This is a genomic window from Bradyrhizobium centrolobii (assembly GCF_001641635.1).
GTDB lineage: Bacteria > Pseudomonadota > Alphaproteobacteria > Rhizobiales > Xanthobacteraceae > Bradyrhizobium > Bradyrhizobium centrolobii.
This window is the reverse complement of the sequence record NZ_LUUB01000014.1, coordinates 1-22,765: the sequence shown is the minus strand read 5'-3', so window position 1 is coordinate 22,765 and position 22,765 is coordinate 1. Positions and strand designations below refer to the sequence as shown.

The window sequence follows — 22,765 nt, the reverse complement described above, 5'->3', positions numbered from 1 at the left end:
GGTATTGGCTGGTCGGCGACGTCCATAACACACCGGGGCGTTCGCTGTTCGTGCGGCTCGAGGAATCGCCGCAGAGGCCCGCGGGCAAGTGGACTGATGCGGCGACCGGCCAGCATGGCGATCTCCTCGACATCATCCGGGAATGTCGGGGTTTGCGCGACTTTCGCGAGGTTGCCGAGGAGGCGAGGCGTTTTCTGAAGCTACCTCGTGTCGAGCCGGACTTCGTCTCGAAACCCGAGCGTCGAGCTGTGCCAGCCGGATCGCAAGGGGCCGCCCGTCGGCTCTATGCGATGTCCAGCAGTATCGAGGGAACGGTGGTCGAGACCTATTTGCAGCGCCGCGGGATTGCGCATGTGCACCATGGTGGCAGCCTGCGTTTCCATCCACGCTGCTACTATCGGCCGGACGAGCGCCTGCCGACCGAGACCTGGCCCGCGATGATCGCTGGCGTCACGGATCTCGATGGCAGGATCACCGGCGTGCACCGCACCTGGCTCGACCCGAACGGCTTTGATCGCATTCGTCTCGGCAAGGCACCGATCGATACGCCACGACGGGCCATGGGCGACCTCCTCGGCAACGCGGTTCGTTTCGGCATGGTGGACGACGTGCTTGCGGCCGGCGAGGGCATCGAGACCATGCTGTCGCTGCGCTACGTGTTGCCGATGATGCCGATGGCCGCTGCACTTTCGGCCAATCACCTCTCGGCGATGCTGCTGCCGCCGGGCCTTCGTCGGCTCTACATCGCCCGCGACGCCGATGCCGCCGGAGATGCGGTGCAGGCCATTCTCACCCAACGCGCAGAAGACTCCAGCATTGAAGCGATCGCACTGTCGCCTCGGCTAGGCGATTTCAACGAGGATCTGCACATTTTCGGTGGCGATGCTGTGCGGGCAGCCTTGCGGATTCAGCTCGCACCCGAGGATATCGCCCGTTTCCTGCATGCGTCGACCTCGGCCACTGAGTAAGTCGCAGTCGTTCGATTGCGGCGACAGGTCGATCATAGAAAAGGCGCCAATACCGGACGAGGCCACGACCACGGCCTTCTAGAGGGCGATCGGACGGCAAGCGGAGCGGGCCGGCAATGGCTGCGTCCGGCTATTTTCCGCCGCGCGCCGGCATGCGAGACACATTGTCGATGTCCGAATGGCGCGCTTTGCATCGCGAAGCAAAATAGCCAGCCTTCGCCATCCTCCGCTGTCGCTTCGGCCCGTTCGGGTTCTGGCCCGCTCCGCCCGCCGCCTGAGTGATCGCCACGAAGGCCGCGATGGGCGCGGCCGATCCGGCAAAGGACCTCTTCCCATGACCGACCATGACGACATCGAGCCGCCGCACGCCTCATCTCCGACCGAGCACATCCTCACCGAACTGCAACTCTTCGGCTACCGTCCGTTCGACGACCAGCCCGATGCCAGGCCCCTTCCCGAGAGCAAAATGATCACCGGCGCCGTGGCCGACATCTTCGACGCCCTCGTTGCGACGTTGGGCGACACCCGGCTAGAACCGGATCTTAACGATCTGCTTTGGTCGACCGTCAACCTGTTCCATCGTGCTGTCGGCCGCATTGAACGCCAGCTCGACGATAACGAACAGGCACAGCAGAAGAGCCAGCGTGAGCAGAACGGCTCGGAAGTGCGATCGGTTGAACTGGAGCGCCTGACCGCCGAGGGCATCACGCTCCTCGAGCGTCGCAACTGCCTGGAGCTCTTCCGAGATTTGGCCATCGAGCGCTTTGAGGTCCACAGTGGCGCGCCCTGGCGACCCCGGTCGGGATCATTGGTCAATCACCGCACACTGACCGCAGCGATGATCGACTCCCGCGACTTCATCGCCGCCAAGCGCCGCGCCGAGACCGAGGTCATGTTGCCGAAAGGACCGAAGATCGCGCTCACCGGTGGGCTCGACTTCAACGACCATCAGCTCATCTGGGATCGTCTCGACAGGGTTCATGCCAAGCACCCCGACATGGTCCTGCTCCATGGCGGCTCGCCAAAGGGCGCCGAATTGATCGCCTCCAAATGGGCAAACAATCGCAAGGTGCCACAGATCGCCTTCAAGCCCGATTGGGCGAAACACGTCAAGGCAGCGCCCTTCAAGCGCAACGACGCCATGCTCGAACTCCTGCCGATCGGCGTCATGCACTTCCCCGGCACGGGAATCCAGGACAACCTCGCCGACAAGGCGAAACGGCTCGGCATTCCCGTCTGGAAGTTCGGCGGCGCGTGAGCGCCGTCCTCTCGCTTCAAACGAACGAGGCGGAGTTGCAGGTGCCGCAACTCCGCCCCGTTTCGATATTACGTCAAAGCTGCGCCGCGGTGGTGGTGGAAGGCGCGACCCGTACACCTTTGCACCGGGAGCCACCACCATGCTCACCCTTGGGCTTGTCCTCAACACCGTTGGCATCGGCTTGCTCTGCTGGCTGATCGTTGCGCTGGCGATCTACGCTTTGCCGTTTTTTGTCGCGCTGAACATCGGAGTCTTGGCGCTTCATGGCGGTGCCGGCATCGTCGGCGCCCTCCTTGTCGCAGTCGCCTCTGGCGCGCTGACGCTTGCCGCCGCTCAGTTTGCGGTCGCCTTCAGTCGGTCAATGACCCTGCGCATCGCGATCGCAACAGCATTCGCCGTTCCGGCCGCCGTTGCTGGTTATCATGTGGCGCTCGCCCTGTCGCAGATCGGGGGGCCTTCGCCGGTTTGGCGCGAGGTTTTCGCTTGCCTGGGCGCGGTTTGCATTGGCGGATCGGCTTGGACGCGATTGACGGTTTTCGCAGAGACACGCCGGTTGGAGCCGGCCGGGGGTGGCGGAGACTATGGCTCGACGGGTTCTCACCGCCGCATTGCATGAGAGCGTGGCTTCGTCGACACCATCTGCCGAACAAGCTCGTATTGAGCGCCACCTTGAACCGGGGATCGCCACGATCAGAAGCGGGCGGGACGCGGCCCCTCATCTAGCGTGCTTTGACCAAGCCGCGCCAAGTGCGGCCCGACCCACATAGCTGCATGGTAACGCGCGATGCTCTGGATCGTGCTTTTGCCGACGATACCGCCCCTTGCCGCCGATTGTTTCTGTTTCTGCGCCGTATCGTTTCAACCTCTTGTGCAGCCCATCCGAGAGGCGCCAACTTCTCCCGAGATTGCGGTTCAGCACGCGGACGCACGTGGCCTCTGTGATGGCTCGATCTGGCCGAAGACCGGCTGCGCCTCGATCGTCTGAGCCGCAACGCCGTTGATGCGACTTTCTTCCCCTGGGCTTACGCCCATTCCTCGCGAGACAAGAAAGTCGCTTCAACGGCGTCCTCCGCGTGCGCTCCGGCCCGAACCGGGTGCGTCGCCGATCGTCCTCGGCCTTCAGGTCGCCATCGAGGCCGCGGTGGTCGCGGGCTCGAAACACAACAGGAGAAGTGACATGGCTAACATCGGTTCTTTCAAGAAGGTCGGAAGCGATTTCCAGGGCGAGATCATCACCCTGAGCCTGCAAGCCAGGGGCGTCCGCATCGTCGCCGAGACCAACCGCACCAGCGAAAACGCTCCGAGCCACCGCGTCTATGTGGGTCGGGCCGAGATCGGGGCGGCCTGGTCGAAGCGCTCGGAAGAGGGCCGCGATTATCTCTCGCTCAAGCTCGACGATCCCTCCTTCACCGCGCCGATCTACGCCAACCTGTTCGACGATGAAGGCGGCGAGGGTTACACCCTGCTCTGGTCGCGGCCGCGCAGGAACGGCGAGTAAGCCTCGCTCCGCAAAGGCCCCGCCCGATCACTCGGGCGGGGCGCTTCAACTCCAGTCGCCAGCAAGGTGACGCAACCGGGGCCGGCTCGGTCCCACCGGCACGACCCCGGCAACCAGAACTCGTCCGACTGCAACTGGTGAAGCTACCTCGTCCAGCGGCTTGCCGGGAGCTGACCATCGTGAGCGGCTGTCGGCAAGCCGCCGGATCGATAACGCTCTCGAGGTCGCGAAATCCGGCAGAGACCGACCCGACCCTGTGCCGCCGGCGGGGAGAGTCAAGCTCTGGCCTTGGCGCTACCGCGCCTGCGATCTTGCGCTGTGGCGAGAGCCGCCTTGTACGGCAGAGTGCCGGCAAGGCGACCCATAAGTTGCCGCAGCCAGCGATGAGCGGCGGAATGATGCGTCCGAGACGTCCAGGTCATGCCGATTTGAAACGGCTCCGGGAACGGACACGCTCTGGCCACGAGGGATTTGGCGATGTTCGGTGCGATGCGGCTTGGCACCGTCGAGACCAGGTCCGTGCCGGGGAGAATGTGCGCAAGGTCGGAGATGCTCGGTATCGCGACCACCTGGTTGAGCGAGAGGCCGCGTTCATCGAGCCCCCTGAGATAGCCTGAACGCCAGGTGCCGCCATAGGTGACGACCGCGTGACTCGCTTTGACATAGTCGTCGACGCGAAGCCTCCTGCCGGCAAGTAGATGGCTTTTGTGCATCACGCACACATAGTGATCGTCCAAGAGATGACGATGGTAGAAGCTCTCCTCCCGCACATCATAGGGGCCAACGAGCAGATCGGCTTCGCCCCGTTTGAGGTGCGCGACGCCCTCGGCGCCCGCCGTTCTGATATCGAGGACCAGTCGTGGGGCCCGTCGTCTGACCTCAGCAATGGCGCGCGGCAGAATGATCGACCGTTCGTAATAGTTGCAGGCGATCGTAACCCGCCCCGATGCGCTTGCGGGATCGAAATCCACAGGCTGCACCAGACCTTCGAAAGCTTCGAGCAAACGGCCAGCACACGCGACGATCTCGGCGCAACGTGGCGTCGGCGCGATGCCGCCGCGCTGGCGCACGAACAGCTTGTCATGGAACGCGGCGCGAAGCCGGTCCATCGTGTAGCTGATCGTCGATTGATTGGTGCCGAGCGCCTCGGCAGCCTTCGAAAACGAGCCAAGCTCCGACACAAGGCGCAAGATACGGATCGCGGCAAAATCGATCGCGAACGGATCCCATTCCTTTGCCATCTCTTCAGCTCCTTTCGGGCAAAAGCTGCATCTCCTTATCGGAAATGTAGATAGCCAATATCAGCTCTGTCCAATTGTCCGATAAGCATTGCCACTGCAATCTGCTCGAAAATGGGAGGCAAGACGGCAAGTCTGCGACGATCGACAAGCGATGGAGATACGCTGCCCCATGAACGCACCAACTTCTTTTCCGCTTAACGCCTGGTACGCCGCTGCATGGTGTCACGAGATCGGGCGCGAGCTTTCGGCGCGTACCATCTGCGGCAAGAACGTTGTGCTGTACCGCCGCACTGATGACGTCGTTTCCGCGCTGGAGGATGCCTGCTGGCACCGGCTGTTGCCGTTGTCGCTCGGGCATCTCAGGGGCGACGAGGTCATGTGCGGCTATCACGGGCTGGTCTTCAATTCGGCCGGTCGCTGCTCCTACATGCCGGCGCAGAAGACCATCAATCCGTCGGCCTGCGTCCGCGCCTATCCCGTCGCCGAGCGGCATCGCCTGGTCTGGCTGTGGCCCGGCGATCCAGCACTGGCAGACCCTGCCAAGATTCCGGATTTTCACTGGAACGACGGTACGCAATGGGTCGGCGAGGGCGGGACGTTCTATCAGCTGAAATGCGACTATCGCCTGGTGATCGACAATCTCATGGACCTCACGCACGAGACCTACGTGCACGCCGGCAGCATCGGCGACGAGGCGATCACGGCCGCGCCTTTCGAGGTGACCCATACCGGCGACACGGCGACGATGACGCGCTGGATGATCGACATCGAGCCGCCGCCCTTCTGGGCGCGCCAGCTCGGCCAGTCAGGCCGTGTCGATCGCTGGCAGATCGTGACGTTCCGGGCGCCATCGATCGTCGTCGGCGATGTCGGCGTGGCGCTGACAAATACAGGCGCGCCGCAAGGCGATCGCTCGCATGGCGTCAACGGGGCGTTCCTGGCGGCGATCACGCCGGAGACCGAGACGACCTGCCACTATTTCTGGAACTTCGTCCGAAACTATCGCACAAACGATGCGCAGCTCACAAGAGAGCTCCAACTCGCTCACGTCAATGGCGGGGCAGGCGTCTACGATCAGGATCATCGGGTCCTGGAAGCGCAGCAGGCCGCCATCGACAAGAACCCGCGTTCGCCCTTCTACGATCTCAACATCGACGCGGGCGCGCTCTGGGCACGACGGTTGATCGACCGGATGCTGACCGACGAACACGCCCGTGTGATGGCAAACCTTGCAGCCGAGTGAGCTGAAGTCATGGCCAAGCCGATCAAATGGTTTAGCGCATGCCTTCACGCCACGCGCGAGCTTACGCCTAACGTCCGTCTCTTCGAAATCGCGCCGGAGCGCCCGCTCGCCAAGGCAACGCCGGGCAGCCACATCGACGTTCTCGCTCCCATCGACGGCCGGTTGCGGTTTCGCAGCTATTCGTTGGTCGGATCTTGCGCGGACGGGCTCTATCGCATCGCGGTCAAGCGGCTCGCATCTAGCCGAGGCGGATCTTTGGGCATGTGGCGCCTCAAGGCGGGCGAACAGCTCACGATCTCGCAGCCGCGCAACAACTTCGAACTAAGCTACGGCCGGCCAGAATATTTGCTGATAGCCGGTGGTATTGGAATCACGCCGATCTACACGATGGCCCTGGCGCTGAAGCAGGCAGACGCGAATTTTCGTCTGCTCTACGCCGCGCGCAGCCGACGCGACCTGGCGTTCGCGGACGAGCTTGCCAGCCACATCGGTGAACGGCTTCAGCTCTTCGTTAGTGAAGAGGGACAGCGCATCGATCTTGCCGGCCAGATCGCCCAACTCGACCGGCAAGGCGAGCTCTATGTGTGTGGCCCTTTCGGCATGTTGGATGCAGCCAAGCGCCTGTGGCGCGAAGGGGGCAGGCCCGCGGCGCTCCTGCGCTACGAGACGTTTGGCAATGCCGGCAGCTTTGCAGATGCGCCCTTCACGATCAGGATTCCCCGACTAGGCCTGGAAATCGACGTCCCCGCCAACCGGTCGATGCTGGAGGCACTTGAAGATGCCGGCGTCGACATGATCTTCGGTTGCCGGCGCGGAGAATGTGGCCTGTGCGTCCTGCCAATCCTGGAGACGTCGGCCCGGGTCGATCATCGGGACGTGTTCTTCAGCAGTGAGGAGCGGGCGACCAATGGCAAGCTTTGCACCTGCGTGTCGCGCGCGGCGAGCGGTTGCCTCGTTGTTGATACGCCCGATCGAATGCCATCTCCGGCTCATTCTTCCGCCGGTGCTGGGATTTGAGCAACGCTACCGTCGTCCGCGCTCATTTGAAGGATCGAGCTGAAGTGTTTTCCCGTGCCATTCCTTCCCAAGTGGCAAAGCAGCTCGCTACTTCTTCTGACGGCGTGGATCCACCGGCTTACGACCTTTCGGCAAAGGTTTGGGCGTCGTCGCTCCTTTCGGCGGCTGAACAAAAAATTCTGATAAATGGACGCCCAGTGTCTCCGCCAGTCGGTCGAGGAGATCGATTGTCGGATTCTCTGCTTGCCGCTCAAGGCCACTCATGTATGAGCGGTCAATCCCGGCGTCGTAAGCCAGTTGCTCTTGTGGAACACCATGGTCCACGCGGATCCGCCGCACATTCCAAGCCACAAGCGCACGAGCCTTCATGCGCTAAAGCAGCCATTCGGCGGGCCATCAAACCACTGGCTATAACCGAACTATTGCGGTAACTTCCTTCATCTGCAGATTAGCGAAATCCACTCGTAGCTTACATGAAAAAGCCGGCGTCAGATCCAGATGTAGCTGATGTCGCGCCGAGTGAATCGGTGCTGACGACTTATGACGAGCAGCATCTGGTGACCTATTGGCGCCTCCTTGACGCCGAGGCCGACGGCGCCGATTGGAAAGAGGTTGCTCGGATCGTGTTGCATATTGATCCGAATCGCGAACCTGAACGCGCCCGGGCTGCATTTGACAGTCATTTGGCGCGGGCAAAGTGGATGGCCGAGCATGGGTATCGTCACCTGCTCCGTGGCGCCCCTCCCAAGTAGGGAGAATGTGTCGCCGACGCCTTTTAATTGAGAATAGATTTCTATCGGAAGCAACGTGATCGAATATCTGGATCACGTGATGCACAATTGCTGACTACCCTCACAACCGTCGGCTTTATAGACATTGCGCCGCAATCGTTGTTAACGGAGGGAATCACAGCAGTGTCTGATTTCGACTGGCGCTCACCGGAGACCTACGAGCGGGCGAAGACTGGAGACATCACAGATTTCGCTTGGGAATGCCTCCGGCGCAGTCCCTCCTATCAAGCAGATTACCGGCATGCTTTGTCGAAAGACGGACAAGCGACGCCCGAATTTCGGAGGAGATGGGGCGTCTGCTTTCGCTCATGACCCGCAAGGGTCCTTTCATCAGCAGACGATCTTCTGGGCACCCGAGGCCTTGCCATCGGTGCTGGTCGCTCGGGCTTCCGGCTCGGACAGCGCTGCTTTAACTCTGGTTCTTGCCGATCTTGCGTCAGGCGATATCAGACAGGCGAGCGACGGCTGGCATGCCGTATTGCGCATTGACGGGGTGCAACATCATCTGTGGTTCAGAGAGGAACCGCAGTGCGCTACGTCCTGTGCAGTCGAACTGCCGCTTGATGCGGATTTTGAGGCCCGAGCCCACGCCTCGTATCGATTATGGCACGCAATCAACGGCCGGCCGCCAGGCCCGCCGTTCCAACCGTTCTCGGCACAGCGGCGCGAGCGGATGAGGCTTGTCCTGCGGGCGCTCGATGGCCATAGGAGCGGCGCGTCCTACCGCGCCATCGCGGAAGTGCTGTTCGGCCGAATACGCATTTCTGAGCGCGCCTGGAAGACCCACGAGCTGCGCAGCCGGACAATACGCCTCGTCCAGGCAGGCGTGGCCTTGATCCGCGGCGGCTATCGAGCGTTGCTCCGCCCGCCATCCCGCAAGGACTAGAGTCGGGGGGCCGAAAATCACCTCCGCATCTTCGGCATCCCCCTAAGCGCTTCTACTCCGCCATCGTGTCCGTCGACTCGCGACAATACTCTGTCGCGCTCCAGACGACGACGGAGCTTCTCACATGTCCGATCCGAAGGCGGATTCGCCGCCGCGATACCTGCGTACATCCGAAGCGGCACGCTTCTTGAGTTTGTCTGGTCGTACATTGGAGAAACATCGAACATACGGCACCGGTCCGGAATATCACAAGATCGGCGGACGCGTCGTCTATTCAGTCGCGGACCTGATCGCGTGGGCCAAACTTGGCAAAAAGAAATCGACGTCCGATCCTGGTGTCGGCACCGTCCTGCCTGCCAAGCGCCACACGCCCATTCCGTATGCGGGCAAGGAGCGACGCTGACCCATGTCGGACGGAAAAATCTCTCGCCATGGCGGGCGTCAGTTCGCGCGCGGTCAGCGGCCTCTACTTCCTCCTCTTTTCGGGCGATCGTGTCTCGCCCGATCGGCAAGATCTTTCAACGTTTGCGGAGCCTCCAGGTGAGCGATCTCACAACGGTGGAGCTCTTGTGGCTCAAAGGGCGTATTGAGAACCGGATTCGGTTCGGCCAGCCCGTCTCGGAGAAAATCATCGATGGCCAGCGTCGCGTTCTTTCCTTCGCGAGCGGCAGCATTTTTGCGTTCGTGCGCTGGACATCCAATGACTTCGGAACCGTCCTGTCTCGCGTCGATATTTTGCGTGCCGTCGGCGCAGGCCAGCGATACTCGACCGTCCCTTGCGTCAGTCCGGGCGGTGAGAGCCTGCTGCGATTGTCCGGGTGGCAGAAGGTCGAGCGCGTTCTGCAATTCGTCGATGCCGTGGAAGCCCTCGATATCAATCCTGCCGATGCAGCGCCCGATTACTGGCATCACGTTCACAACCGTCTCTCTGTCAACGAAACCCCGCGACCCTACACCCGCGCGCGCCATCAGGCATGGCTCCTCCGCAGAAGACGAGGTCTTTGATGGGACGGGTGATGATCATCCTTACTATGTGCGGATCGATAGCTCTCGCGCTCTCGCCGGTCGAAGACACGCCGCCGTCATATATCTGGAACGCCTCGGCGAGCGTTCCGACCGGTCTCTACCGCCTGCAACCGGCGCGGCGATTGACGGTCACTGAGCTCGTTGCCGTTCGGCCGCCCGAGCCGCTTGCGAGCTTCCTGGACCTGAATGGCTATCTGCCAATCGGTGTTCCCATGCTCAAGCGCGTCCTGGCACTGACTGGGCAAACCGTCTGCAGAAATGGTCGCGTCATATCCGTCGACGGCATAGAGATGGGGCAGGCGCAGGAGCGCGATGGGCGCGGTCGACCATTGCCGGTCTGGCTTGGGTGCCGTGTGGTAGGGGCGGACGAAGTCTTTCTCATGAACTGGAATTCGGCTGACTCGCTCGATGGCCGTTACTTTGGGCCAATTCCGAGATCTGCCGTCATAGGACAAGCGTTACCCCTCTGGACAGAGGAAGAATGACTTTGCTCTGCCAGCCTCCTGGACATTCATCCGCCGTCCTATTGATGTCAGTACCATTCCTCCGTTCCGGCCGGATTTATGAACGCGCATACCGCCTTTCGGCGACTAACTCGCCGTTAGCGACCGCATCCTGAACGCAGGTGCCGACCTGCCGTTTCCTGGAATGGCGGCTGCACTTCGATTGTCGGACACACTGCCTGCCGCGACAGGGGAGCTGAAGTGTGCCCCGGCCGAATGACACGTGGGCCCTTATCCATGAAGGTTATCCACACCTAGTTAGATTCACACCCTTTGAAGTTGCGATACGCGATACCTACCTCAATTTTGGGTCTGGGGAGAAAGCGAATGCGTGAACACGAATATGCGTTGCTAGGGGCGATGAACCGCGCGCATGTAGGCAGGTATCTTGGTCTCGTCTCTGCAAGCGTATCGGCCTTTATCGTCTACGTTCTGTTGTCGGCGGTAGACATCGTCCATCGTTGGGGTTGGAACGTAAACTTGACCCCTTCCCTCCTTTCGCTGGCCGGCGCGGCTACAGTCTTCACGGCGCTATATTGGCTGTTCGATCGATTTGCCTGGAAGTGGCGCTTCCTCAAGTTGGTCGTCAAGGTACCCGATATCGCGGGCCAATGGAGCTGTGAGGGCCAAACCCTCAACCACGATGGCACACTTGGTCAGAGTTGGCAGGCCACCATCACCATACTTCAGAGCTGGGATCGGATCAGGGTTCTATTGAAGACGAATCAGTCGTCGTCGAATAGCATCTCCGCGGCCCTGATCTGCGACGATGCCGATGCTTATCGTCTGCTTTACCACTATCGGAATGATCCGAAGATTGGAGAGGTCGACCTAAAAAGTCACCTCGGTTTCGGTGAGCTAGTGTTTGCCCGCGATCTGCAAACCGCTGACGGCGAGTATTTCAACGGCCACGGCCGCAACACGTTTGGCACTATGAAATTGAAGAGGGCTTGATGGCTCGCAACATTGGAAACCGGCTCAACCAACTGGCGAACAGGCGAAAGGGCGTCGATCGACTGATCCGAGTCGCAGCCGATTCTCAACCAGACATTCTCGCCAAGAGCCTATTGCAAGAATCTTGGCAAAAACGCGCAACAAACCAGGAATATACCCGCTATGCCCTAGGGTCGATGCAAGAGGTTGGCGCTGACTATACGCGCATCAGCGTTGAAACCGCAGAGCGAGTTGGCGTACAACTGAAAGCCGATTTGGCAAGCGCTGGAATTTCGGCGGATTTTCGATTGCAAGGTTCTGTGCCACTCAACGTCCACATTAGAGGCGTAAGTGATGTCGACCTGCTCACGCTCGACACGAACTTTATGACCTATTCGACGACTGGAGTGCTGAGCCAACAAGGCCAATACTCAGGTGCGCCAACGCCCAGAACTTCCATGAGCGTGCTTTCGGCATTGAGGTCAGAAGCTGAGAAGATCCTTAAGATCAAATATCCTAAGGCAACGGTGGATACGTCGGGCGGCAAGGCGATCAGTATCTCTGGAGGATCTTTAGCTCGCCCGGTCGACGTCGTTCCGAGCCATTGGCATGACAATCATGCGTATCAGGTCTCGCGACAGGAGCACGACCGAACAGTCACGATCTTGAATAAGAAAGTGCCGGAAACGATCGACAATCTTCCCTTCCTCCACATTAAGCGTGTCGGAGAGCGTTGCGACAGTGTATTTGGTGGTTTGCGGAAAGCGATCAGACTATGCAAAAACGTGAGAGCCGACGCGATTGACGAAGGCACCGCCATCAATTTTCCCAGCTTCGACATTGCTTCAACCATGTACCATGCCGACATGGATGCGCTCAAAATGGGCATCTTCTACGAGTTAAGGATATTAGGCGAGGTGCAGCGTTTCCTCCACCTACTCTATCACGACGAAGCCTTTGCGAAGACACTCCGCGTGCCGGACAATTCTCGCATAATTTTCGATACGAATGAGAAGTACGCAGGTATGAAGCGCCTCTCGATCGAGATCGACGACCTCGTGAAAGAAGTCGCAAAAGAGCAGGTACCGTGGCTCCATACCCCAGAAGGCCAGGTTCTGAAGACAAGCCGTGACGCAATATGGTCCGTTCAAGTTCCATCGTGAAGCGACCGCGAGGAGAGGTCGCGCAGTCGGTCGGTCCCGGCGCAAGGCGCGCGCCGGGACCGTCTTCGCCTGGATCCGAACGGCCGCTCAATACTGGTAACTTCCGAGCCACCTCTGGCGGGCAGCATGGACGTGTGAGATGGGTAATGGCTCACTTCTTAAGTCTTCAGAAAGCTCTCGACGACCCATACTTTGCCGCGGGAATGTCAGCTGTGTTTTAGTTCTGCCGTTCTCTTTCCAGTTTGGGCGGCGAGTCTGAAGTCTCTTGAAAAATAACGAGGCCGTTTCTTGCCCAAACAATTCCTTAAATGATTGAGTTCATTGACTTGTCTTTCCTAGGCGGAGCGTCTGCAGAAATGGGCACACAATCTCGCTCGATGACATCGCTGTGGGCGAGGCGAGACAGCGCAACGGAGGGGGCAGCTTATTGTTAGATGGGAGTGCTGCCGCCTCATAAGCGATGGCCAACTCTTTCGAATGAACTGGCAGTCTAGACTCCTTAGACCCTCAATACTTTGGAATTCTGCCCGCGTCGGCTGTCACCGGCCGCGCTTTCCCGGTGTGGACGTGCGAAGATTGATCGTTCGTGTTTCAGGTATCGTTTGCGGGTAGTGTTTGTCCAACGACGGCGGATATGGGAATTGGTCCAACGTAGCGGCCATCTCCTTCGGCCCGCTTACTGGACATGCAAAACCGCCGTTCGATCGATGGCAATACCCTTCCTCCCTTCCGGCAAGATCTGTGCAATGATCGCGCGTGCCGACCGAACTGCCGCCAGATGCGGATCCTGAGGTCGACGCGCACGTGTCACATCGGCTGCGAGGTGCAATCTACAGCCCTCTATCGAACTGCCGGCTTATCTGCCTTCGCCCAGGCGGCGGGGTCGATTGAGTCGCAAGATTGCAGGCCAGGCCGGCCCGCGAACGAGCATCCTCACTCAAGCTTGTAGGAGGCCTGGAAGAAAGTGCCCCAGCGTTCCATGCTAAATTTGGCACGCATATCGCCGTTGGCGATGCTGTTCACGCTCTCCCGGCCAAATCTTGAAGTCCACATACTCCAATAACGGCCGCCGACGCCGATGCTGAAGTTGTTGGTAAGGAAGTACGACAAGACGCCTTCTATTTGGACCCCGGCACCGCCACTCCCACGCTGATCGGTGAACATCGTCTCATCGCGCAGCAGATGATAGTCCCGACCCTGGAAATTCGTCCAAGGGATGTAGGCAACATCGGCACTGACGCGCCATCGATCGAGCAATATGGTCTCGGCGCTAACACCGATGCGCAACGCATTCCAATCGGTGTCTTGGCTGCCGATGACCCTGTCGCTCGTCACCCGGCTCGGGAGATAGGCGGAGGCGATCTGCACCAATCCCGTCGAGTCAGATGTCTGACCGTAGTGGCTCCAGCCGATGAATCCTCCGATCTTATAGGTGCTGCTGCGCAGGAAATCATACCCGGCATCGGCCGTATAGTACGTGAATCTTCCGTTCGCCTGACCTGATAGGAAGTTGGTATAAGCGATGCGATCGCCCATCCAGACGGGAGGGCCCAGGCCCCAATCTTCATTGTTGATAGCGCCGCTGTTGAAGCGTCCGAATCCGATATTTCCCTTCAGGAAGATCCCCCAAGGACTGTCAACCCGTTCGAACAACTCACCGGAAATTCCATCCAGTTTGTGATAGATGAGTCTTGATACAAGCTCGGTTGGATCCTGGACATTCGGGGAATGGTCCCACTGAAATCTTCCTCGGCTCAACCAGAGCCGTGTGCCGCTTTCCAGCGACCATCCTTCGGTAAAGGCAATCGGCGGCGCGCGGCGAGTAGGCTTTGTTGCATAGAACGAAGCCTCGGATCGTGGCGCATTTGGGTCGTCGAGATGGTAGTTCAGACCCAGCTTACCGATATGGTAGCTGCTGGACAGGCTGGTGACGTTTGCCGGGATCGTGGCAACCGGCGGAACCTGCAAGGTCGGAGGCGTCCGCACACTCGGTCCGCCGAACCTCAGATAGTCGTACTCGAGCGTGATCGACCATGCCGGCGTGAGCGCTTGCTCAATGCCGGCGCCGATCGTGCCTCCGACACGACCATAGTCGAAATGGGTAGCCCCCTGTGGTGCCTGACCAAAGAATTCGTTGTTGTTGACGACATCGCCGCGATTGTGCTGCCAAGCTACACCCGCCTTGAGATACGCGAGCGTGTGTCCCTGCGGACCAAATGCATACCCTAGGCGGCCAATCCCGCTGACGAAGACGTCTGGACCTGCTTTGCAGTTTGCGTTCACAACGACGCCGGAGACGGCAAGGCAAGTGCCTGTACCGTCCGAGACGGTCCCACTGGCATCCAGTTCGAGACCGAGAACCCAACGGTCTCTCTGCCAATTGTAGCCGATCTGACCTCCCGCAACGAACACCGGGGTATCGACGACGTCGCCGTAAAGCGACGGACCATAGGGATCACTGAACGAGGTTCGGCCGTAACCCCCGCCGACATGCCCACCGACATATCCTCCAGTCCAGCTCCATAGCGCCGGTGGGACCTTTGTCGCCGGCGCCAGGTCTGCGGAGTTGGCGGCCCCGCTTGCAACGAGCGCAGCTGTCGCGGCAGTCCAAAAACGAAGCTCAGATCGCATGTCACCTCATGAACACACAAATGTCTTGCAACGAAAGCCGAATGGCCGACGCCGTTGCCACGGCGCTCGCTTGTGCATGATTCAAGCCAGCGAACGGGATGCGAAATTCCCGCGGCTTGCCGATTGCCATGTCGTCTTCACAACAAGACCGGTGTGAACCTTGAAACAAGCCGCGCGTCCGATGTCGGACGCAAGAGGGGGCGCCGCACGTCGATTTACGACGGAATCAAAAGGTGGTCGCTCCCGCCCAAGCGTTCGTCTCTTGCTTGCTCGGCCATGAAGCTCTTGTCCAAAGTCTTGAAACCCACGTCGCGAGTAAGTCGCGGAATCGTCGCTGCGTTGGAGATTCGACGCCCTGGTGTCATGCATCTCGTCGGGTTGACTTTGCTTCGCCCGGTTCGAGGCCGCAAGAACAGCCGCTCGGCCGCTTGGCAACAGATCTGATCGTTTATGGTAGATCGCACAGCGACACGATCGCGGGCCTTGGCTAACAGAACTTCTGCGGCACGCAGGCGGTTCCTCCCTTGACGGGCGGCGATTATCTGGCATTGCCCCGCGCATCATCCGGCAACGATTAGCGCAGGGGGAGCGAAACTTATCTTCGCGCCTTCGGCATCCCCCCAGCCGATTTGACGCGCCATTCTGGCCCTCGGTGCGCAAACCAGCTCGTTGCGCTCCACACGATAACGGAGCCTCTCGAATGATCGATCCGCGCGCCAGCTTGCCCCCGATACCTGTGCACGGCGGACGCCGCGCGGATCTCAGGATGTTCCGCCGCACGATGGAAAAGCACCGAGTTCATGGCACGAGCGCTACCTATCGCAAGCTCGGCGACCGCGCCGCTTATACACCCGGAGATCTCGCTGCAATAAGACGTCGATCAGCGATCTCGGCGTGGGCGAGGTCTTGCCGGCGAAGGGTCACACGCTCACTACGTATGTGGGCGCGGAGCGACGCCGACCCACGGACACCAATCGTCGGCCAGGTGGCGCTGCTACTGGGATCGCGATCCAACTGCATCCATCCAGCTCTTCTCGGCAGCGTCACCCTACGTGGCAGGCACGGTCAAATTGCCTAGGGAAAGTCGAATCGTGACGGTCCAATCAATTTCCACTCGGAAACTTTCACAGCCAATGTTGAATCCGCGCCGGAACATGGCACGTGGACACCGAGGAGCCGCCGCGCTCCTCATGAGACGCAGACCTGCGTCGTTAGGCTTGCACCTTGATCGGCATTGAACCGCACGAACGCGGTACGTCGCTCGCCGTTCACTGGGAGCACGCAACAGCATTCGTTGAGCGCTTCAATAACCCATCGACCGCTGGGATGAGGACATTGCAATTTCGTTGGATCAATAGAGTGAAAGGCCTCGCTGGGCAGGGCGCGTGCACTGGTGGGCCGTACGGCCGGATTGTTGGTGCAGCGATCACGCGAGCTGCAGTGCCGGCGATCGTGATCGCATTTCGTCGCATGTTGTCGGAGAGTATCGGAGTTTCGAGAGTGCAGGGACTCGCCAAGCGCGGATGGCAGGATAAAAGCCGCAAGGTGCGGCCGGTCGGTTGGGGTAGGCAACACCAGGAAATTTCAGCGACGCTGCGAACATTGCGAATACACGGCATACCTTGCGACTTCCGGCAACACATCAGTCTTGCTCGGTTTTCGGCACATTATGGAGCATATGATGGCTGGTAACGACGATTTCCGCGTCCGCCCAGGTCGGATCCGCTCGACGCGCGCGCCACGAACAAAACCGTTCCTGGCGCAGGCACTTCAGGCCGCACAGAAGGCAGGGGGGCTCTCCCGTGGCGCCGGACCTCTCGGCAGCACTTTCGGGCGGGGACGCCCCGCGAGCGTTGCCGCAAGCCGTCTTCTGCAAGACCGCGGCCGCAGCGCCATGGTCAAGGCACGCGTCGTGCGGCGGCCGCGTTCGCCAGGTAGCCTGCGAGCCCATATCGGATATTTGAAGCGTGACGGCGTCACTCGCGACGGTTCATCTGGCAAGCTGTTCGATGCTGCTGGCGATGAGGCTGATGGACGCGCCTTCGTCGAACGCTGTGAGGACGACAGGCATCATTTCCGGTTCATCGTCTCACCGGACGACGCCACGGAGCTCGCAAACTTGCGGAGCTTTACCCGTGAGCTCATGGATCAGGCTTCCCGCGATCTCGGCACGCGGCTCGACTGGGTTGCCATCGACCATTGGAACACCGAGCACCCCCATATCCACATTCTCGTGCGCGGCCGAGCCGACGATGGCTCCGACCTGGTCATCAGCCGCGACTATATCGGCAAAGGCCTGCGCGCCCGGGCCGGCGATCTCGTCACGCGTGAACTTGGTCCTCGATCAGAGCTGGAGGTCAGGCGCGGCCTTGAGGCGGAGGTGACGGCCGAACGCTGGACACGGCTCGACAGGGCGCTGGCCCGGGAAGCGGGAAGGGCGGATGGAGTGATTGATCTGCGGCCGGAGCAGGCGGGTGGGACCGAACCGTTGCGGGAGATCCGGATTGGCCGAATGCGGACGCTCGAGCGGCTGGGACTCGCTGAGCCCGCGGGGCCCGCCCGATGGGTTCTGGCAGCCGACACGGAGCAGCGCTTGCGTGCTCTCGGGGAACGGGGCGATATCATCAAGCGGCTGCATAAAACCCTCGCGAAGGATGGCGCTTCTCGTGCGCCATCGTCCTGGGCGCTGGAGGGTGAGCGTCATGGCGAAGCCGTCATCGGCCGCCTCATTGACCGCGGGCTTGATGATGAGCTTAAGGGAACCGGGTTCGCAGTCGTCGATGGGATCGACGGGCGCGTGCATCACCTCAAACTCCACGATCTCGAGGCCGCGGGCGACGGTCCGATCGGCGGCATTGTGGAGCTAAGGCGCTTCGAGGATGCGAGGGGCCGCCAGCGCGTCGCGCTCGCTGTCCGCTCGGACCTCAACCTCGATCAGCAGGTAGCGTCGGAAGGGGCCACCTGGCTCGACCGGCGGCTGGTGGCTCGTGAACCGGCAGACCTCTCGCGCGCAGGATTCGGAGCCGAGGTCCGCGCGGCACTCGATCGCCGGATTGATGTGCTTGCGCAGCAGGGGTTGGCCCGCCGCGACGGCGGCAAAGTCGCACTCGGTCGCAGCCTCATCGGAACGTTACGCCAGCGCGAACTCGGCAGCGTCGGAAAACGGATCGCGGAAGAAACAGGGCTGGCGCATCTGCCCGCCGAGGCAGGATCGTCCGTTGCGGGGGTCTACCGCCGAAGACTTTCACTCGCCTCCGGCCGCTTCGCCATGATTGACAACGGGCTAGGCTTTCAGCTCGTGCCCTGGACGCCGTCTCTCGAGCGTGAGCGCGGCCGGCACGTCAGCGGTATCGCCGGTCCCGGCGGGATCGACTGGAGTTTTGGACGAAAGCGTGACCTGTCCCTCTGACCCGCCCATCTCTGCGCCATGGTGCGCATCACCACGATATGGTGAGTGTTGCCGTTGCACCACGGCCCGGGACGCGCGCATCTACGGCTTATGTCCGCTACCCGTATTCTCTGGGGGCAACTGCTCTCCGTCTCGGCCCTCGTGCTCGCCTTCCTCTGGGTGGCCACCGAGTGGACGGCATGGCGTTTGGGTTTCCAGTCGCAGCTTGGGCCGGCCTGGTTCACGATCGGAGGCTGGCCCATTTACGAGCCGTTTGCTTTCTTCATCTGGTGGTTCGAGTTTGACGCCTACGCGCCGATGATCTTCCTCCAGGGCGCATGCATCGCTGTAAGCGGTGGGATTTCAGCCTTCGCCGTCTCCATCGCGATCTCGGTTTGGCGGGCAAAGGAAGCCCAGGAAGTCACGACGTACGGCTCGGCTCGCTGGGCGGATCTGCGGGAGGTTCGGCGTGCTGGACTTCTGGGAGCCGACGGGGTCGTGCTCGGCCGCTTCGCAGACCGCTACCTCCGGCATGATGGGCCGGAGCATGTCCTCTGCTTTGCTCCGACCCGGTCCGGTAAGGGCGTCGGCCTTGTCATTCCGACGCTGCTGACCTGGCCGAGCTCTGCCATCGTCCATGACATCAAGGGCGAGAACTTCCAGTTGACCTCGGGTTGGCGCGCCCGGCTCGGCCCGGTGCTGCTGTTTGACCCGACCAACCCCGCGAGTGCGGCCTACAATCCCTTGCTCGAGATTCGCAAGGGCGATTGCGAGGTGCGCGACGCCCAAAATGTGGCAGACATCCTTGTTGACCCCGAAGGCGCGCTGGAGCGCCGCAATCACTGGGAGAAGACCAGCCACTCCTTGCTTGTCGGAGCAATTCTCCACGTCCTCTATGCGGAAGCCCACAAAACGCTCGCTGGCGTGGCGAACTTCCTGTCGGATCCCTCGCGCCCGATCGAGGCGACGCTGAATGCGATGCTGGCGACACCCCATTTGGGCGAGCGAGTCCATCCCGTCGTGGCATCGGCGGCGCGGGAACTCCTCAACAAAAGCGAGAATGAACGTTCCGGCGTGTTGTCGACAACGATGAGCTTCCTGGGACTCTACCGCGATCCCGTTGTCGCCAAAGTCACGGGGCGGAGCGACTGGCGTATTCGTGATCTGGTCGATGGACCTCGGCCCATCTCGCTCTACCTTGTGGTGCCCCCATCCGACATCGCCCGGACAAAGCCGCTGATGCGGCTCGTGCTCAACCAGATCGGACGGAGGCTGACGGAGAGCCTGAATACCGATCGGCAGCGTCAGAAGCTTCTTTTGATGCTCGATGAATTTGCAGCACTCGGCCGGCTCGACTTCTTCGAGAGCCAGCTCGCCTTCATGGCAGGTTATGGCATCCGCAGCTTCTTGATCACCCAGAGCCTGAACCAGCTCGAACGCGCCTATGGGCCGAACCACGCGATCCTGGACAATTGCCACGTCCGGATTGCATTCTCCACCAATGACGAGCGCACCGCCAAACGTGTCTCGGATGCACTTGGAACGGCGACCGAGATGCGGGCGATGAAGAACTATGCCGGACATCGGCTGGCGCCGTGGCTCGGCCATCTGATGGTCAGCCGCCAGGAGACATCCCGTCCGCTGCTGACCCCCGGAGAGGTCATGCAGCTCTCGCCGAACGAGGCAATTGTAATGGTCTCAGGCGTGCACCCGGTGCGCGCTCGCAAGGCGCGGTACTACGAAGACCCGCAGTTTCAGCGTCGGATATTGAAGCCGTCTCCTCCCACCTCAGTCACCTTGGCCGCGCAGGGCGACGATTGGTCGAGCCGAAGGCCGATTTCCCCCTCGATCGAGCCGCGTGCGGGGGGGAAGCGCGCGGTCCACGATCCGAATGGCGGCATTCGCCGCGAGCCGGACCTGCCGGAACAGGAGGAGGTTGTCATCACGGAGCCACTGGCCGAGAACGAATTTGACGCTCTGGGCGACGAGGGCGATTCTGATCCCCTCCTGGTGGTGTCCGTGAACCGCTCGGTGCAAGGGCTTGCGCGCTCCGTCAGCCTCGATCCGGACGACAAGATGGGCTTGTGAGCCGGGTGAGATGAAGAAAACCCAGCTTAGCATCTATCTCGACCCGGAGATATGCCGTCAGCTCGAGGCATTCGCAAAGCGTCAGGGTAAGCCAAAGTCGCTGGTGGCCGAGGCTGCGATTGCATCTTTCCTTTCCCCTGATGATTCCGACCGGCGGGAAGCCGCGATCGCCAAGCGTCTCGACCGAATCGTGCGCGTGCTCGAGCGGCTTGAACGCAATGACGGTATCACGTTGGAAACGGTTGCCCTGTTCATTCGCTTCTGGTTGACGGCGACGCCGGCGTTACCGGAACAATCGAGCCCTGCAGCGCGGGCCAAGGGCGCAGAGCGCTACGACCGTTTCGTCGAAGCTCTCGGGCGGCGGCTTTCCAGCGGATCGACCATTATCAAGGAGGTGAGCCTCGAATCGAACGATGCAGAAAGTCTTGAGCCGATCAGAGACAACGCCGGCTCTACGTGATGGTGGCACATTTCGATCGAAACTCCGTCGCATAGAGAGACAGGAGCAGGCTGTTAGCCATACGGCCTGACGAAGCCGGTGAGATCCCCAACATGGCCAGACTGTGGCACGCCTGAATACAGCCGTTTTAGTCGGTTCGGCCGGGTCGCTGCTTTTCTCTAATCTGCGGAATGAAAGCGGGGGTGAAGCGCACGCAGAGGCGCAGCTACATCATTCGCAAGATCTGATCCACGAGCGACGTAATCCACGTCTCGTAGCCCCGTTTGTTGAAATGGATGGCATCCGGCAACTTACCATCATCGCGAATTTCGGGCGCAATGAATGGAACGCCCGCCTGATGGAAGCGCTCCCGCATCATCACAAGAGTTGCCGGATCATTTGTCGTCGATACTCCGACCAGATTGGGCGTGTAGGTCCTAAGAGTAGTCAAGAGGTTTGAAAAGTCTGAGCCCGAGGAACTTGCATCATTGGCGCCCAGGGCGATAACCAGCAGCTTCGGTTTGAAACCATCCAGGAGCCGGGGAGCGATAACGGCCAGTTCGCTAGCTCGGATCCCGCCTATACCTGCATTGACAACCTCGACACCTAGGAGGGTTAGAGGCAAGGGGGCCATCTCGACAATGCTGTCCCCGAGTACAACAATCGGTTCGTTCGTCCTCGCCATGGCGGCGCTTATGATGAATTGTCGCACATTCCTATGGTTGTGAACGCTTTGCTGGGGGACTGCACTAGCACTACTTTGGCAGAAGCTATTTGCGCCAGTGTTTTTCAAGGATTTGTTTTCGGCAGTATGGGCACCGCTGAGACGGCGGCCGAAGGATGAGATCGACGATGGCGTGACGTACGGCGGGCATGGTTGGCTGAGGCGGAGGTCCGTTGATTCTTTTTTTTCCGCCCCGCGTGTGCGAGGCGACGATGCTGCAGGAAGGCGTAGGCAATCATTGTCATCAGGGCGTGGCGATGAAGACCCTGCCATGATCGCCCCTCGAAGTGATCAAGTCCGAGCTCCTCCTTCAACTGCTGATGCGCCTGCTCACAAATCCATCTTGCCTTGATGGTGGCAGCTAGTGTGCGCAGATCCGTCGCCGCAGGGAGATTGGCAAGATAGTATTTCTTCTCCCCTGAGGCACGTTGCTCGCCAATGAGCCAAGCTTCGTCGCCCGGGAGATGCTGCTGACCCTTATCCCAAATCCGCTGAGGAGGGCCGTCGGCGGTGCGGACACGGAGAGCAGCAAATCGGGCTTTCAGCCGACCTTTCGTCCCGCTGCGCCAGCTCACGGCTTTCCATTTGGCGCTGGCCAGCATTTGTTCTGCCGCAATCGATAAGACATCGGGCACGTGGTGCTTTCGTGGTTTCCCGCGGACCTTGGTAATCGGCCAAACGAGCTTCACATCGACCGGATACACCTTCAGGTGCCGAGGGATGCCGACAGCCCAGGCCAGCCCGCGCTCTGTTAGCCCTTGTCGAAATGGTGCGCTAAGTCCGTATCCTGCATCCGCCAGCACACATCCAAAGCGCACGTTGGCTGCCGTCGCGCGGTCAATCTCGGCCAAGGCAATTTCCGGCTTGGACCGTGGCGTTCGGTGTTCGACTGGCACGCGAGCGCGCTTCAAACGAGACACGTCGCTTGTCCAACTGTCAGGCAGAAAGAGACGTAACGCGACCATCAC

Annotated in this window: 22 protein-coding genes; 17 read left to right on the top strand and 5 right to left on the bottom strand. The window is 60.7% G+C overall.

Annotated features, from left to right (window positions below; translation table 11 throughout):
• The 4 genes from AYJ54_RS01580 to AYJ54_RS01560 all read left to right on the top strand — a co-directional run.
• Window positions 1-968: DUF7146 domain-containing protein (locus AYJ54_RS01580; protein ID WP_063696134.1), on the top strand; the 968-nt coding region annotated here is incomplete at its 5' end.
• 334 nt (window positions 969-1,302) lie between these two features.
• Window positions 1,303-2,226, top strand: a complete 924-nt coding sequence (locus tag AYJ54_RS01570) for a DUF2493 domain-containing protein (RefSeq protein WP_063696132.1) — start codon at window positions 1,303-1,305, stop codon at window positions 2,224-2,226.
• Between the two features lie 139 nt (window positions 2,227-2,365).
• Window positions 2,366-2,842: a hypothetical protein gene (locus AYJ54_RS01565; RefSeq protein WP_063696131.1), complete on the top strand. Its 477-nt coding sequence runs from the start codon at window positions 2,366-2,368 to the stop codon at window positions 2,840-2,842.
• Window positions 2,843-3,403: 561 nt separating this feature from the next.
• A complete protein-coding gene (locus AYJ54_RS01560) occupies window positions 3,404-3,724 on the top strand; it encodes a DUF736 domain-containing protein (protein ID WP_063678741.1) in 321 nt (106 codons plus the stop codon).
• A 275-nt stretch (window positions 3,725-3,999) separates the two neighbouring features.
• On the opposite strand, the gene AYJ54_RS01555 is transcribed toward AYJ54_RS01560, so the two are convergent.
• Entirely contained in the window at window positions 4,000-4,965 is a 966-nt protein-coding gene (locus tag AYJ54_RS01555) for a LysR family transcriptional regulator (RefSeq protein WP_063696130.1), read from the bottom strand.
• A gap of 169 nt (window positions 4,966-5,134) precedes the next feature.
• Between AYJ54_RS01555 and AYJ54_RS01550 the strand changes: the two genes are divergently transcribed.
• Together AYJ54_RS01550 and AYJ54_RS01545 are read left to right on the top strand one after the other, a co-directional pair.
• Window positions 5,135-6,208 carry an aromatic ring-hydroxylating dioxygenase subunit alpha gene (locus tag AYJ54_RS01550; protein WP_063696129.1) on the top strand — a complete coding sequence of 358 codons (1,074 nt, stop codon included), beginning with the start codon at window positions 5,135-5,137 and terminating at the stop codon, window positions 6,206-6,208.
• 9 nt (window positions 6,209-6,217) lie between these two features.
• On the top strand, window positions 6,218-7,225 hold the full coding sequence (locus AYJ54_RS01545; RefSeq protein WP_063696128.1) for a PDR/VanB family oxidoreductase: 1,008 nt from the start codon (window positions 6,218-6,220) through the stop codon (window positions 7,223-7,225).
• Window positions 7,226-7,312: 87 nt separating this feature from the next.
• Here AYJ54_RS01545 and AYJ54_RS46585 read toward each other — a convergent pair whose 3' ends face one another.
• Window positions 7,313-7,594 (bottom strand): helix-turn-helix domain-containing protein, encoded by a 282-nt coding sequence (locus AYJ54_RS46585; protein ID WP_082905422.1) that lies wholly within the window; start codon window positions 7,592-7,594, stop codon window positions 7,313-7,315.
• Window positions 7,595-7,698: 104 nt separating this feature from the next.
• On the opposite strand from AYJ54_RS46585, the gene AYJ54_RS46580 reads away from it, so the two are divergent.
• The 8 genes from AYJ54_RS46580 (at window position 7,699) to AYJ54_RS01510 (ending at window position 12,527) form a co-directional block, all read left to right on the top strand.
• A complete protein-coding gene (locus AYJ54_RS46580) occupies window positions 7,699-7,977 on the top strand; it encodes a DNA -binding domain-containing protein (protein ID WP_082905421.1) in 279 nt (92 codons plus the stop codon).
• 162 nt (window positions 7,978-8,139) lie between these two features.
• Complete coding sequence (locus tag AYJ54_RS51855; RefSeq protein WP_082905424.1) at window positions 8,140-8,328, top strand: transcriptional regulator domain-containing protein; 189 nt, start codon at window positions 8,140-8,142, stop codon at window positions 8,326-8,328.
• Window positions 8,329-8,386: 58 nt separating this feature from the next.
• A complete protein-coding gene (locus tag AYJ54_RS01535) occupies window positions 8,387-8,902 on the top strand; it encodes a DUF2285 domain-containing protein (RefSeq protein ID WP_347337200.1) in 516 nt (171 codons plus the stop codon).
• Window positions 8,903-9,026: 124 nt separating this feature from the next.
• Window positions 9,027-9,305 (top strand): helix-turn-helix transcriptional regulator, encoded by a 279-nt coding sequence (locus AYJ54_RS01530; RefSeq protein WP_063696126.1) that lies wholly within the window; start codon window positions 9,027-9,029, stop codon window positions 9,303-9,305.
• 137 nt (window positions 9,306-9,442) lie between these two features.
• Window positions 9,443-9,907: a DUF2840 domain-containing protein gene (locus tag AYJ54_RS01525; protein ID WP_063696151.1), complete on the top strand. Its 465-nt coding sequence runs from the start codon at window positions 9,443-9,445 to the stop codon at window positions 9,905-9,907.
• Window positions 9,908-9,933: 26 nt separating this feature from the next.
• Window positions 9,934-10,413: a S26 family signal peptidase gene (locus AYJ54_RS01520; RefSeq protein ID WP_430641381.1), complete on the top strand. Its 480-nt coding sequence runs from the start codon at window positions 9,934-9,936 to the stop codon at window positions 10,411-10,413.
• 345 nt (window positions 10,414-10,758) lie between these two features.
• Window positions 10,759-11,385, top strand: coding sequence for a Cap15 family cyclic dinucleotide receptor domain-containing protein (locus tag AYJ54_RS01515; RefSeq protein WP_063696124.1), 627 nt, complete (start codon window positions 10,759-10,761; stop codon window positions 11,383-11,385).
• Window positions 11,385-12,527 carry a nucleotidyltransferase family protein gene (locus AYJ54_RS01510; protein WP_136623361.1) on the top strand — a complete coding sequence of 381 codons (1,143 nt, stop codon included), beginning with the start codon at window positions 11,385-11,387 and terminating at the stop codon, window positions 12,525-12,527. The genes AYJ54_RS01515 and AYJ54_RS01510 overlap by 1 nt, the downstream gene beginning before the upstream one ends.
• Before the next feature lie 933 nt (window positions 12,528-13,460).
• On the opposite strand, the gene AYJ54_RS01505 is transcribed toward AYJ54_RS01510, so the two are convergent.
• Complete coding sequence (locus AYJ54_RS01505) at window positions 13,461-15,158, bottom strand: outer membrane protein (protein WP_082905419.1); 1,698 nt, start codon at window positions 15,156-15,158, stop codon at window positions 13,461-13,463.
• A 1,681-nt stretch (window positions 15,159-16,839) separates the two neighbouring features.
• Here AYJ54_RS01505 and AYJ54_RS01500 point away from each other — a divergent pair.
• The 3 genes from AYJ54_RS01500 (at window position 16,840) to AYJ54_RS01490 (ending at window position 21,094) form a co-directional block, all read left to right on the top strand.
• Complete coding sequence (locus tag AYJ54_RS01500) at window positions 16,840-18,567, top strand: relaxase/mobilization nuclease domain-containing protein (RefSeq protein WP_063696149.1); 1,728 nt, start codon at window positions 16,840-16,842, stop codon at window positions 18,565-18,567.
• Window positions 18,568-18,657: 90 nt separating this feature from the next.
• On the top strand, window positions 18,658-20,634 hold the full coding sequence (locus AYJ54_RS01495; protein ID WP_063696122.1) for a conjugal transfer protein TraG: 1,977 nt from the start codon (window positions 18,658-18,660) through the stop codon (window positions 20,632-20,634).
• 10 nt (window positions 20,635-20,644) lie between these two features.
• The gene (locus tag AYJ54_RS01490; protein WP_063696121.1) at window positions 20,645-21,094 is read left to right on the top strand and encodes a hypothetical protein; all 450 of its coding nucleotides are present in this window, start codon (window positions 20,645-20,647) and stop codon (window positions 21,092-21,094) included.
• 205 nt (window positions 21,095-21,299) lie between these two features.
• Here AYJ54_RS01490 and AYJ54_RS01485 read toward each other — a convergent pair whose 3' ends face one another.
• Both AYJ54_RS01485 and AYJ54_RS01480 read right to left on the bottom strand, forming a co-directional pair.
• Window positions 21,300-21,758 carry an SGNH/GDSL hydrolase family protein gene (locus AYJ54_RS01485; RefSeq protein WP_063696120.1) on the bottom strand — a complete coding sequence of 153 codons (459 nt, stop codon included), beginning with the start codon at window positions 21,756-21,758 and terminating at the stop codon, window positions 21,300-21,302.
• Between the two features lie 104 nt (window positions 21,759-21,862).
• The coding region (locus AYJ54_RS01480; protein WP_063696119.1) for an IS701 family transposase at window positions 21,863-22,765 on the bottom strand (903 nt) is incomplete at its 5' end.